Here is a 12,440-nt window from a genome sequence, read left to right as displayed (position 1 = left end):
GGGGCACAGGTGAGCGGGTCATCCCGAGTAGTGGCCGTACTTGGCCCGACGAATACAGGCAAAACCCATTACGCAATCGAACGCATGCTGGGGCATCGAACAGGTGTCATCGGCCTGCCGCTGCGGCTGCTCGCGCGCGAGGTCTATGACAAGATCGTCGCCATTCGCGGTCCGTCTGTTGTGGCTCTGGTCACGGGCGAAGAACGGATTGTGCCGCCCCGTACTCAGTATTGGGTCTCTACGGTCGAAGCGATGCCCGAGGGGATGGGGGCTGATTTTGTTGCCATCGATGAAATCCAGCTTTGCGCTGATCCGGAACGCGGTCACGTTTTTACAGATCGGTTGCTGCGATCGCGTGGCACACATGAGACCCTGTTTCTGGGCTCGGACACCATGCGCGGTCCGATCGCTGCGCTGGTCCCCGAGGTGCAGTTCGTACGGCGCGAGCGGATGTCGCAACTGGTGTATACCGGTTCGAAGAAAATCAGTCGGATGCCCGCACGCAGCGCCATCGTCGGCTTCTCGGTCGACAATGTTTATGCCATTGCTGAACTACTGCGCCGCCAAAAGGGCGGGGCGGCCGTGGTCATGGGGGCGCTTAGCCCGCGCACACGCAATGCACAGGTCGACCTCTATCAGAATGGTGAGGTCGATTATCTGGTCGCGACCGATGCCATCGGGATGGGGCTGAACCTGGATGTGAACCACGTGGCGTTCTCGTCCCTGTCCAAATTCGATGGCCGCCGGATGCGCCCGCTCGCGCCGAATGAGTTAGCACAAATCGCAGGCCGGGCAGGGCGCGGTATGTCAGATGGAACTTTCGGCGTGACGGGTGAGGCCGCGCCGCTGGATGAAGGCGTGGCGCAGGCGATAATGGACAGCCGGTTTACGCCGATGAAAAAGCTGAACTGGCGGAATGCTGCCCTCCGTTTTGGCTCGATTGAGGCGCTGATCGACGCGCTTGAGGCCAGTCCGCAGGGCGAAAACCTGGTTAAGGCGCGTCCGGCTGACGACCTGAATGCCCTGAAATCCCTGTCACAAGTGACCGAGGTTATGGCGCGTGCCAGCGATGGGCCATCGGTCCGTTTGCTATGGGATGTGTGCCGTATTCCCGATTTTCGGGGGATCAGTCACGCCGAACATGCAGGTTTGCTCGACGTGATCTTTGGCCACCTGCACGAGCGCGGGTCTATCCCCGATGATTTCATGGCCCGGCAGGTGCGACGTATCGACCGGACTGATGGTGATATCGATGCTCTTTCCAAAAGGTTGGCGTATATTCGCACCTGGACTTATGTTGCGCAACGAAACGGCTGGGTGCGTGACGAATCGCATTGGCGGGACGAGACGCGCATTGTAGAAGACAGGCTGTCAGACGCTCTTCACGAACGTTTGACTCAAAGATTTGTGGACCGGCGCACATCCGTGTTGCTGCGCCGGCTCAAACAGAAGGAGGCCCTTTTGGCCGAAGTAAATGACAAGGGTGAAGTGACCGTCGAAGGCGAATTCGTCGGTCGTCTGGAAGGGTTCCGGTTTTCTCCGGACAAGGCTGCGCAGGGGGCTGAGGCGAAAGCTTTGAAATCGGCGTCTATGCAAGCCCTCGCGCCGCAATTCCATCTGCGTGCCGACCGCTTCTACAATGCACCCGATACCGAAATTGATTTCACCGATCAGGGCGGCCTGATGTGGGGCGAATATGCCGTCGGCAAGCTGGTTGCCGGGGCCGAAACGCTCAAGCCGATGGTCGAGGTTTTTGTGGATGAGGCCGCAGGGCCGGACGTCGAACAGAAGGTGCAGCGCCGTCTGCAGCACTTCATCGACCGCAAAGTGGCCGCACTGTTCGAACCGCTGCTGAACCTGTCGCGGGACGAGGAACTGTCCGGACTGGCCAAAGGCTTTGCCTTCCGCATGGTCGAGGCGCTGGGCGTTCTGCCCCGTGCGCAGGTCGCGCGAGAGGTCAAGGACCTGGATCAGGACGCCCGTGGCGCGCTGCGCAAGCACGGCATCCGTTTTGGCCAGTTCACCATCTTCATGCCACTGCTGCTGAAACCCGCGCCCACGCGCCTGCGCCTAGTTCTTTGGGCGCTGTCCAGTGGCCTACAGGAATTCCCCGAGGCACCGCCTCCGGGTCTGGTCACTGTACCGGTCGCCAAGGATGCACCGCAGGGTTATGACACAATGTGTGGCTACCGCGACGCGGGCGAGCGCTCGATCCGGATCGACATGCTTGAGCGTCTGGCCGACATGCTGCGGTCCGAAGACAGTCGTGGCGGCTTTGAAGCCAAGCCTGACATGCTCTCGATCACCGGTATGACGTTGGATCAGTTTGCGGATCTGATGCAGGGGCTGGGCTACAAGGCCGAACGCGGTGAGCGTGAAAAGGTCAAAGCTGCACCGGCTGAGGCACCTGCGACTGAAGCGGCAGAACAACCCGCCGCCGAAGAAAACCCGGCCGTCGAGGCCGCGACAGATGAGGTCGCCGCACCCGCCGAGGCGTCAGCCGAGGCCTCGACAAGCACCGAGGCAGCAGCCGAGGCTCCGGCCGTAGAACCCGCAAGTGATGAACCCGAGGTCGAGGTGTTCTACACCTTCACTTGGGGTCGCCAGCGCCAGCAAAATCGCGGACCGCGCCGTGAGCAGGGGCAGGGCAAAGGCAAGCCGCGTGGCAAACCTCAGGACGGTCGCAAGCCGCAAGGCAAAAAGGGGGGCAAGCCACAGGGCGCAAAATCCTTCTCGTCCCGGCCTCCGAAGAAAGAAAAGGCGATCGATCCTGACAACCCGTTTGCAGCAGCGCTGATGGGTTTGAAGGACGGTAACTGATCCGTCATGGATCAGGCCAAGCTGCGGATCGACAAATGGCTCTGGCAGGCGCGGTTCTTCAAGACCCGCAGCCTGGCCGCCAAACAGGTCAGCGGCGGCCATGTGCGATTGAACGGAAACCGGGTGCTGAAACCTGCCCAAGTGGTGGGACCCGGCGATGTTCTGACCTTCCCACAGGCGCGCATTGTTCGGGTCGTCAAGGTTGAGGCGCTGGGTGATAGGCGTGGTCCAGCCTCAGAGGCACAAACGCTGTATTCGGATTTGACCCCGAAACAGGAGGGAAGGCCCACGAATCCCGGTTTCGAAGGAAAAGGTCGTCCAACCAAGAAAGATCGGCGAGCGATTGATCTTTCTCGCAGGCTCGATGACTGATCTGACCTTGAAGATAAGGCCAGTCTGAATTAGCTAATCGCCAAAGATCATACGGGAACTCAGCAATGACTTATGTCGTCACCGAAAACTGCATAGCCTGCAAATACACCGACTGTGTCGAAGTGTGCCCGGTGGACTGTTTTTACGAAGGTGAGAATGCGCTGGTCATTCATCCCGACGAATGCATCGATTGTGGCGTGTGCGAACCCGAATGCCCCGCCGATGCGATCCGCCCGGACACCGAGCCGGGGATGGAGACATGGGTCGAGTTTAACCGCAAGTTCTCGGAAGTTTGGCCGGTGATCGTGACCAAGAAGGATCCTCTGCCCGAAGCAGAGGAGCGGGACGGCGAAGAAGGCAAGATGGAGAAATACTTCTCCGAAGCGCCCGGTGAGGGCGGGTAAGCGATTCGCCGCCTGACCTGGGACGATGTTCTTCAATGCGGCGTAGTAATTCTCTGAAATCAGGGCGAATATTGCGATTTTACCTAAGGTAAACTTTCGGGTGTCGCATTTTTGTGATATACTCTGTCCATACATGATGACTGAGATCGGGATGCACTCCGTAAGTATGCTCGCTTTGGAGTTCTGAATTTATGACAAATACGCCGCCTGTCGGGGCTGAAACAGTCCCCGCTTGTGGTGTTTTGTCGTCTGCTTACCGGTCCAAAACCAAGGAATACACTGAATGACAAAGTCGAAAAAGCTTGAGTTCCGCCCCAACGACTATGTTGTCTACCCCGCCCATGGCGTGGGACAGATCATCTCGATCGAGGAACAGGAAGTCGCGGGTTATTCGCTTGAGCTGTTTGTCATCTCATTCGAGAAAGACAAGATGACCCTGCGGGTGCCGACCAACAAGGTCACCGAATCCGGGTTGCGTTCGCTTAGTTCGCCGGACGTGATCAGCCAGGCGATGAAGACGCTGAAAGGCAAGGCCAAGGTAAAACGCGCCATGTGGTCGCGCCGGGCGCAGGAATATGAACAAAAGATCAACTCGGGCGATCTGATCTCGATCGCCGAAGTGGTTCGTGACCTGCACCGCACCGATGATCAGCGCGAGCAGAGCTATTCCGAGCGTCAGCTCTACGAAGCCGCACTGGAGCGCCTGACCCGTGAGGTTGCGGCTGTATCGGGCGCGGGTGAGCTGTCGGCGGCCAAGCAGGTGGATGAGGTTCTGACCTCGCGCGCTGCCGCTGCCTGAATGTACTTACGCTAATTTCTCAAAGCCGCTCTGACTTCAGGGCGGCTTTTTCTATTTAGGTTGGGCTTTGGCGAATGGCTTAGGAACCGGTCGTGATCAGGATAATCGTAGGATGCGCTTTGCTTGCCCTGTCCGGTCTGTTTTGGGCGGTCTATTATTCCAGGTACTTCAAGTGGCGTGATTGCTTCAACGAACTGGGCCGGTGCTACGACCCCGCGGCCGGTCAGGTGCTTTTGCAGCAAGCGGGATTGGTGTGGGGATCAGCAGCGGTACTTACCCTTGTCCCTGCGCTTTACCTGCTGATTGGGCATGTTCGCCAAAGGCGCAGGCGGGCCTGATGTTTACAGCTGAGCACTGATTGCGACCAAGAATGTAATCTCGGCCAGTTGTTGAGACGCCCCAAGAATGTCGCCGGTCTGGCCGCTGATCTTCTTCTTGGCCACCAGTCCAATGCCAAAAACAACGACCGCAGCGCAAGTCGCAGGCCATAGAAACCTCGTACCAATCATCAACAGGCTGATCACGATTGCGAGGCCCAGAGACAGGCTGACCGCCATCGCATTTGGCTTTCCAACCGAATGGCTCAGACCTGATTGCCTTGCATTGGGTAAGGCTGCCATCAGAAGCGGCATCATAGCGCGGGACAGCACGCAGGCGGTAAGGATTGCCCAGAACGCCCCGGTAGACAAAAGCGCGGCAATCGCCGAGATGCGGATCAGTTGCGCGCTGATCAGGGCCAAAACGCCATATGTCCCGATATGGCTGTCCTTCATGATTTCCAGCCGGCGTTCTGCTGTGAATCCGCCCCAAAGACCGTCAAAAGTGTCGGCCAAACCATCTTCATGCATTGAGCCCGTCATCATGATCAGGGCCCCAACAACCAGAACAGCGGAAATGAATGGGGATACAGACAGCGCCAGCAGGACCCAGCCCACCGCACAGGCCAGCCCGCCGACGACAAGCCCGACCAACGGAAAAGCCCAAACCGTGCGCGCCTGCCGAGCAAAGACATGGTCCGGCAGACGGGGCAAGGGCAGGCGTGTCAGAAGAACCAGCGCCAGCGGGATATCCCACGCAGAAACTGGATTGGTGTCGTTTTTATGCACCTTCGCGCCTTTCAGGGTCTTGTTGGTCTCTCAGCTTCGGTTAAACACGCAGGGCCACTCTGATGCAATGAGGCTTTGATGCTGCCTGAACTGAATGATTTGAACACCTTCCGCTATGCGTTGATCAACGCGCCGGGTCCGGACACAGCGGCCGCAGACGGCGCCGCCGCGCGCAATGGCCAGCTGACCAAACCTCCGGGTGCGTTGGGACGGCTTGAGGATCTGGCGATCTGGTACGCGTCCTGGCGCGGCGATGCGCGTCCTCAGATCGAACAGCCTCAGGTCATTGTGTTTGCAGGCAATCATGGGGTCACGGCGCAGGGCGTGTCGGCCTTTCCGCCAGAGGTGACCGTCCAGATGGTGATGAATTTCGAACATGGCGGGGCCGCCATCAATCAGCTGGCCAAGGCGGCCGGAGCGAAGATGGATGTCCATGCGTTGAAGCTGGATCGTCCGACGGCAGATTTCACGCAAGGCCCGGCCATGAGCGAGGCCGAGCTGCTGAGCGCGCTGCAAACCGGCTGGAACGCGGTCGACGCTCAGGCTGACCTGCTGGTGGTCGGAGAGATGGGGATCGGCAACACCACCCCCGCTGCGGCCATCGCCTGTGCATTGTTCGGGGGTGAGGCTGCCGATTGGACCGGGCGCGGCACTGGTGTTGACGATGCTGGCCTTGCTAACAAAACCCGCGTTGTTTCCGAAGGCGTTGCGCGCCATGCCACCGACGATGGGCTGGAGGTCCTACGCTGTTTGGGTGGGCGCGAGATTGCGGCGATGGCAGGAGCCATTGCCGCCGCCCGCGTGCTGCTCATTCCGGTCATTCTAGACGGGTTTATCTGCACCTCCGCAGCTGCCTGTCTGGCGCGTGTGTCTTCGACGGCGTTGGACCATGCGGTTGCAGGACATCAAAGCGCTGAAGGTGCCCATGGGGCCATGCTTGCGAATCTGGGCAAAGAGCCTCTGTTGAGCCTTGGCCTGCGATTAGGCGAGGGCTCTGGCGGGGCGTTGGCCATCAATATCCTCAAAAGCGCCGTGGCCTGCCATTCCGGCATGGCCACCTTTGCCGAGGCTGGCGTGGCAGACGGATGACCTGATCGCCCGGCTGGGTAGCCCCCGGTCAGGCGGATTTCTTGGCGTGTTCCTCGGCCAGTTCCAGAAGCGCGGTCTCCAGGTCTTTCTCCAAAGACTGCGCCCGTTCGATGTATTTCTTGTTCTCTGCCGTGGGCATGCCGGGCACCCAGAGCTCGGCCAGTTCGCGTACCGATGCCCGGTCGTGATGATAGAAGGTCTGTTCCGCCTGCGCAGCTTCGTATTCGCTCAGCCCGATATTCTCCAATACGTATCGACCGGCGCGTAGGGAGCTGTCAAACATCTCTCGCACGATGTCGTTGGCCCCAGCCTGATACAGCTCGTATACATGGGTCCGGTCATGGGCGCGGGCGATGATATGTAGGTCTGGGCGCTGGCGGCGGGCGAAACCGACCAAACGCGTTACCGTCTTACGATCATCCATCGCCGCAACCAGAACCGACGCCTTATCCAGCCCCGCTGCGCGCAAAAGCTCGGGCCGGGTTGGGTCACCCAGAAAGCCTTTGACGCCAAACCGACGCATCAGCTGGATCGTTTCGATATCGTGGTCCAGAACGATGGTCTTGAACCCGCTGGCCACCACAAGGCGATTGACGATCTGACCGAACCGTCCAATGCCCGCGATGATCACAGGGCCTTTTTCGTCGATCTCATCCGGTTCCATCGTCGTTGTCGGTTCACCAAGTTTCCGCGACAGCAGATCGTAGATGATGAACAAAAGCGGCGTAATCAGCATCGTCAATGCGATGATCATAAGCAGCTTTTGCGCCAGGTCCTGAGGGATCACATTCTGTTGCCGCGAAAAGGCCAAAAGGACAAAGCCGAACTCACCTGCCTGCGCCAAGCCGAGGGTGAACAGCCAGTGATCCCGGCCTTTCAGCTTGAAGGCTTTGCCGACGATATAGAGGATGACACCTTTGGCCAGGATCACCAGAAGGGCTAGGCCAATCAGATCAAACGGATCGTTGAAGAAATACCCAACGTCGATCCCAGCCCCGACTGTGATGAAGAAAAGGCCCAGAAACAGGCCTTTGAAGGGCTCAAGGTCGCTTTCCATCTCATGCCGGAATTCCGAGCTGGCCAGCACAACGCCCGCTAGAAATGCGCCCAGAGCGGGTGACAGGCCAACCAGTGTCATCAGGAAGGAAATGCCAACCACGATCATCAGGGCCAATGCCGTATACATCTCGCGCAGGCGCGAGGCGTGGATGAAGCGGAACAGAGGGCGGGTGAGGTAGACACCGGCCAGAATAACAAAGGCAATGGCTCCGATTGTCACCAATGTGACGGCCCAACCAGGTAATCCCTCAACCAAGGACAGGCTGTGATGCGCATCATGCAAATGCTCTGCGGCGCTGCGGTCAATCGACCCGTCGGCCTCGATATGAGGGATTGCAGGCAGGGCCAGCAAGGGCAACATCGCCAGGATCGGGATGACGGCGATGTCTTGTGTCAACAGGACTGAAAAGGTCGCGCGCCCGCCATTTGTTTGCATCAGCCCCTTTTCAGACAGGGTTTGCAGTACTATCGCGGTTGAGGACAGGCAGAGGGTCAGGCCGACGGCGAGCGCCACGGTCCACGGGTGGCTGGCATAAATCGCCACGCCCGCAATCACTGCGGTGGACAGTAGAACCTGCAAACCGCCCAGTCCCAACAACCTGTCCCGCATATCCCAAAGGGCGCGCGGTTCCAGCTCCAACCCGATCAGGAACAGCATCATGACCACGCCGAACTCGGCCACATGCTGCAGGTCTTCGGTTTCAGCCCCAACAAGGCCCAGAACCGGGCCGATGATAAGACCGGCAGCCAGATATCCCAGAACCGATCCCAATCCCAGACGCGCCGATAACGGAACGGCAATCACCGCAGCGGCGAGATAGATAGAAGCCTGGTATAGGAAATCGTCCATATGTGTCCTCTTTGCCTGCTCAGGTCGGCAGGGGGGCGTCGCGTTTCAATTGGTCCATCACGATCTGGCTTTGAACCCGTGCAACTGCAGGATGCGGCAGGATCACCTGATGAAGCAAGCTGTTGAGCGCAGATAGATCGTCGCAATAGACATGCAACAGGTAATCTGCCTCTCCGGTCATCGTCCAGGCGCTGGTGATTTCAGGGCGGGCATCGACCATACGGGCAAAGCTGGCCGATTGATCCGGCCCATGCGTGCCGAGGTGAACCTGAACAAACCCTTGGACTTGCAGGCCCAGTTTCAGCGGGTCCAACCGTGCGGTATAACCAGTGATGTATCCTTCGGCCTCCAGCCGTTGGCGGCGGCGACCGGCCTGACTTGCAGACAGGTTTAGCACCTCGCCCAGCTGTTGCGCGGTCAGATGCGCATCGCGCTGAAGCGCGGCCAGCAATCCGATATCGATATGATCCAGCGCTTGCGGCATTTCACCGTATTTATTCAAAATTACGCGTGTTTTGCGCGTATGAGCATAGTTTACCTGAAAACAATGCGCAGAAACAGCGTTGTTTAAGACATATCTTGGAATCAGCAAAGAAATTCCTGTTTTCAAAGGAGACGCGCCATGGGTCCTTTCCCACATAACGCCCCGAAATCCATCATCACCGCAGAGAACCCGGCGGGAACCGACGGGTTCGAGTTCGTCGAGTTCGCTCATCCCAACCCGCAGGAATTGCGGGATCTGTTTGCGACCATGGGCTATGACCTTGTCGCGCGTCACAAGAAAAAACCCTTGGTCGAGCTGTGGCAGCAAGGGGACGTGACCTATATCCTCAATGCCGCTCCTGAGAGTTATGCCGCGAAGTTTGTCGCCGAACACGGCCCCTGTGCGCCTGCAATGGGCTGGCGGGTTGTCGATGCGCAGCAGGCGTATGAGCATGCGGTTTCAAAAGGGGCTGAACCCTATGATGGCGCGGACAAAACCATGGATGTACCCGCGATCAAAGGGATTGGCGGGTCGCTGATCTACTTCATTGATCAGTATTACGACACATCGCCCTACAACCAGGAATTCGAATGGATCAAGGAATCCAAACCACGCGGTGATGGGTTCTACTACCTCGACCACCTGACCCATAACGTCTTCAAGGGCAACATGGACAAGTGGTTCAAGTTCTATGGCGACCTGTTCAACTTCCGCGAAATCCGGTTCTTTGATATTCAGGGCAAGTTCACGGGGCTTTACAGCCGCGCGTTGACCTCGCCTTGTGGACGTATCCGCATCCCAATCAACGAAGATCGCGGCGAAACGGGCCAGATCGTTTCGTACCTCAAGAAATACAACGGCGAAGGCATCCAGCATATCGCGGTGGGCAGCGAGGATATCTATGCCTCGACCGACGCGATTGCCGAGAAGGGGCTAAAGTTCATGCCAGGCCCAAACCAATCCTACTATGATATGTCTAAAGACCGCGTGAAAGATCATGACGAGCCGCTGGATCGGATGATGAAGCATGGCATCCTGATCGACGGCGAAGGCGTGGTGGATGGCGGTGAGACGCGGATTCTGCTGCAAATCTTTTCGAAAACCGTGATCGGCCCGATCTTTTTCGAGTTCATTCAGCGCAAAGGCGATGACGGGTTTGGCGAAGGGAATTTTCAGGCCTTGTTCGAATCCATCGAACGCGAGCAGATCGAAAGTGGCGAGATTTCAGCAGCTTAATTCGCGCCGAACACAAGCTTAGTCCAAATCACTCCGGCATGTCTGTTTCCTTCTTGAAGGGAAGCATGGTCGGAGCGACCAAGGCTTTGCTACCAGCGCGCAGCGATCATCCACGCGGCATCTTGAGGGACACGTTGCGACCCTTCTTTTGATATAGCAATTCACTGTCGCTGATTGCGACGACCTTGCCGCCGTCGACCCGGTCGCCCACTTTCAGTTTCTTGTATCGTCCGCTGGGCAAGCGTACCAAGGCGCGCCGGTTGGCTGGCGTGCCGTATACCCCGATCAGGTTCAGGCGGCGCAGGTTGATCGCGTTGTCGATGGTCGCCTGCCGCGCCACTGATGCGGTCGTGGGGATCTTGGGGGCAACTGTTTTAGGCTCGAAGGTTTCTGCCCCACCACTGTTCTGATCCAGCCCGGCGGTTGATCCCAGATTGGTCGCCGGTGCGGCCGCTGCGGTCCGAACCAGCCCCGCAGGGCGTGCCTTGGGACGCGGAACAAGGACGACGGCTAAGGCAGTCGGGGTGTCATCCACCTCGGGGCTGGCTTGTAGCGAAGCGGGGCGTTGCCTGGGCCGCAACACGGACAGTTCTTGCAGCGATCTGCCGCCCAGTTGCTGACGTTCGAATTGATCTTGCAGGTTCTCAGGGCGGGGTTTGGGCCGTATTCCGGCTAAGCGCGAGGTCGTTTCCTCGACCACCGGTTCTTCTTCGAACCGTAACGGTACTGCTGGCGGCACGGATGAGGGGCGGCCCAGATAGACCAGCACGCCATCAGGGTTCAGCGTACCTTCGGGCGATGGGGTGACAAGCCCTCGCTCATCCAGATCAAACCCGGGGATGGAGGCGCGCGCCAGAGCGGGCAGATCAAAAGGCTGATCTGTTTCAAAACTCGCAGAAGGTGCTAGGGCCACCGCGTCGTTGGAGAAATCGGACTTGTCCACCGAAGCCAGATACAGATCGTCCGGTTCAACGGCTACTGGTTCTTCGGGCTGTGCTGGGGCGGTCTCGACAACACCGGTGGTGATTTCAGATTGCGGAGCAGTCTCGGTTTCCTGTGCAACGTCCTCGACCGGCGTGGGTTCTACTTTCAATGCCTCAAGGATCGCGGCATCGGTCGCAGACAAGGCGGGTTGGTCTTCGGGTGTCGCCTCGGGCGCAAGCTCGGCAGCTGTCACTTGATCGTCTTCAGGCACCGGTTCGATTGCAGGTTCAGTGCTTTCCGCCTGAGGTACCTCCGGCAGGATGCCTACCGCCAGATCAGCGGCCATTTCAGCCTCAGGGGATGTGGTTTCAGGCTCCAAGTCCCCCTCGGCCACAATCTCCTCTTCCGGCGATCCGAGAAGGGACCACGCTCCGATCACTATGGCAAACAAACCGGCCGCTGCGATCGCAGGCAGGGCAAATTTGTTGAGACCCGCGCCGGTGCTTGCTGAGTCACCCTGCGACGGCGCAGGCGCGCGAAACGCGTCGGGCGCGGCAGTTTCTGCTATAGCATGAACCTTGGGCTCGGGTGGATCGGTGTCTGCCTTAGGTTCCGGTACTGCGGGGGCAGGGCTAGCCTCTGGTGCAGCAACCGGAGTGGCTGTAAGCGGCTTCGCATCCAGGTCAAACACCGGCACTCCAGGGAACTCGTCATCACTCGGCTCAGCGGTATAAGCGACAGGTACGAATCCATGCTCGGTGGTAAAGCTATGCGCTTCGTTCAAGGTCTGGCGTGCCACTGCCGCCCCATAGACCAGGCCGTCTTTGGTGATCGAGGCAAAACTAAGTTCATCGCGCTCATATGGCGTGGCATCGACCAACGCGTCGTGCACCATTTGCGCGTTTTCGTCAGCAGACAGATCTTCCGATGGAATCATGAGATAGCGGATTTGATCCGCCGGGATGACCACATTACAACTCAGGTCGTTTTCCAGTGCAAAACCCTGATCTCGCAGCGCCTGTATCTGCCCGTTCAGGTCGTCTGTATCCAGCGATACAGTGCCGATCTCGTACCACTCACCTTCGGACAGGTGGTGCAACGAAATACCGGTTGCAGAAAAAGATAGTGTAAAGGCGGGTTTCATATTCCCGGAGAACCATAACTATATCATCAGCGCAAACGATCACACGCTTGCAGAGTGACAGTAGAGCAGGAACCCGCCGAGGGAAAGAAAAACGCAACCTCTCCCCTTGTATGGCAAAGCCCTGCCAACCCATGTTGAACGGGAGTAAATTGG

The 12,440-nt window shown here is 58.5% G+C and carries 10 protein-coding genes; 6 read left to right on the top strand and 4 right to left on the bottom strand.

Annotated features, from left to right (window positions below; all coding sequences use genetic code 11):
* The first annotated feature begins 9 nt into the window (after window positions 1-9).
* The 4 genes from ACR0EL_RS04665 to ACR0EL_RS04650 all read left to right on the top strand — a co-directional run bounded on the left by ACR0EL_RS04665 (window position 10) and on the right by ACR0EL_RS04650 (window position 4,395).
* Complete coding sequence (locus tag ACR0EL_RS04665; protein ID WP_480498630.1) at window positions 10-2,820, top strand: helicase-related protein; 2,811 nt, start codon at window positions 10-12, stop codon at window positions 2,818-2,820.
* 6 nt (window positions 2,821-2,826) lie between these two features.
* A complete protein-coding gene (locus tag ACR0EL_RS04660; protein ID WP_480498628.1) occupies window positions 2,827-3,192 on the top strand; it encodes an RNA-binding S4 domain-containing protein in 366 nt (121 codons plus the stop codon).
* Between the two features lie 65 nt (window positions 3,193-3,257).
* Window positions 3,258-3,596, top strand: a complete 339-nt coding sequence (fdxA, locus tag ACR0EL_RS04655) for a ferredoxin FdxA (protein WP_170532724.1) — start codon at window positions 3,258-3,260, stop codon at window positions 3,594-3,596.
* 283 nt (window positions 3,597-3,879) lie between these two features.
* Window positions 3,880-4,395 carry a CarD family transcriptional regulator gene (locus ACR0EL_RS04650; RefSeq protein WP_170532727.1) on the top strand — a complete coding sequence of 172 codons (516 nt, stop codon included), beginning with the start codon at window positions 3,880-3,882 and terminating at the stop codon, window positions 4,393-4,395.
* 341 nt (window positions 4,396-4,736) lie between these two features.
* Here ACR0EL_RS04650 and cobS read toward each other — a convergent pair whose 3' ends face one another.
* The gene (gene cobS / locus ACR0EL_RS04645) at window positions 4,737-5,501 is read right to left on the bottom strand and encodes an adenosylcobinamide-GDP ribazoletransferase (protein WP_480498626.1); all 765 of its coding nucleotides are present in this window, start codon (window positions 5,499-5,501) and stop codon (window positions 4,737-4,739) included.
* 78 nt (window positions 5,502-5,579) lie between these two features.
* Here cobS and cobT point away from each other — a divergent pair, with 78 nt between their 5' ends.
* A complete protein-coding gene (gene cobT, locus ACR0EL_RS04640) occupies window positions 5,580-6,590 on the top strand; it encodes a nicotinate-nucleotide--dimethylbenzimidazole phosphoribosyltransferase (protein WP_480498624.1) in 1,011 nt (336 codons plus the stop codon).
* Window positions 6,591-6,618: 28 nt separating this feature from the next.
* Here cobT and ACR0EL_RS04635 read toward each other — a convergent pair whose 3' ends face one another.
* Together ACR0EL_RS04635 and ACR0EL_RS04630 are read right to left on the bottom strand one after the other, a co-directional pair.
* Window positions 6,619-8,499 (bottom strand): cation:proton antiporter domain-containing protein, encoded by a 1,881-nt coding sequence (locus tag ACR0EL_RS04635; RefSeq protein ID WP_353007828.1) that lies wholly within the window; start codon window positions 8,497-8,499, stop codon window positions 6,619-6,621.
* Between the two features lie 19 nt (window positions 8,500-8,518).
* Complete coding sequence (locus tag ACR0EL_RS04630; RefSeq protein WP_480499000.1) at window positions 8,519-8,983, bottom strand: Lrp/AsnC family transcriptional regulator; 465 nt, start codon at window positions 8,981-8,983, stop codon at window positions 8,519-8,521.
* Window positions 8,984-9,121: 138 nt separating this feature from the next.
* On the opposite strand from ACR0EL_RS04630, the gene hppD reads away from it, so the two are divergent.
* On the top strand, window positions 9,122-10,219 hold the full coding sequence (gene hppD / locus ACR0EL_RS04625) for a 4-hydroxyphenylpyruvate dioxygenase (RefSeq protein ID WP_480498621.1): 1,098 nt from the start codon (window positions 9,122-9,124) through the stop codon (window positions 10,217-10,219).
* Window positions 10,220-10,325: 106 nt separating this feature from the next.
* Here hppD and ACR0EL_RS04620 read toward each other — a convergent pair whose 3' ends face one another.
* A complete protein-coding gene (locus tag ACR0EL_RS04620; protein ID WP_480498620.1) occupies window positions 10,326-12,287 on the bottom strand; it encodes a hypothetical protein in 1,962 nt (653 codons plus the stop codon).
* Between the last annotated feature and the right edge of the window lie 153 nt (window positions 12,288-12,440).

The organism is Ruegeria sp. AH12, from assembly GCF_056541465.1.
Note: the sequence above shows the minus strand (reverse complement) of the source record. Positions and strands in the feature narration are given on the sequence as shown.

Coding starts and splice junctions, on each gene's coding strand:
- ACR0EL_RS04660 (WP_480498628.1), top strand. CDS start 2,827: ATGGATCAGGCCAAGCTGCGGATCGACAAATGGCTCTGGCAGGCGCGG.
- fdxA (WP_170532724.1), top strand. CDS start 3,258: ATGACTTATGTCGTCACCGAAAACTGCATAGCCTGCAAATACACCGAC.
- ACR0EL_RS04650 (WP_170532727.1), top strand. CDS start 3,880: ATGACAAAGTCGAAAAAGCTTGAGTTCCGCCCCAACGACTATGTTGTC.
- cobT (WP_480498624.1), top strand. CDS start 5,580: ATGCTGCCTGAACTGAATGATTTGAACACCTTCCGCTATGCGTTGATC.
- ACR0EL_RS04635 (WP_353007828.1), bottom strand. CDS start 8,499: ATGGACGATTTCCTATACCAGGCTTCTATCTATCTCGCCGCTGCGGTG.
- ACR0EL_RS04630 (WP_480499000.1), bottom strand. CDS start 8,983: ATGCCGCAAGCGCTGGATCATATCGATATCGGATTGCTGGCCGCGCTT.
- hppD (WP_480498621.1), top strand. CDS start 9,122: ATGGGTCCTTTCCCACATAACGCCCCGAAATCCATCATCACCGCAGAG.
- ACR0EL_RS04620 (WP_480498620.1), bottom strand. CDS start 12,287: ATGAAACCCGCCTTTACACTATCTTTTTCTGCAACCGGTATTTCGTTG.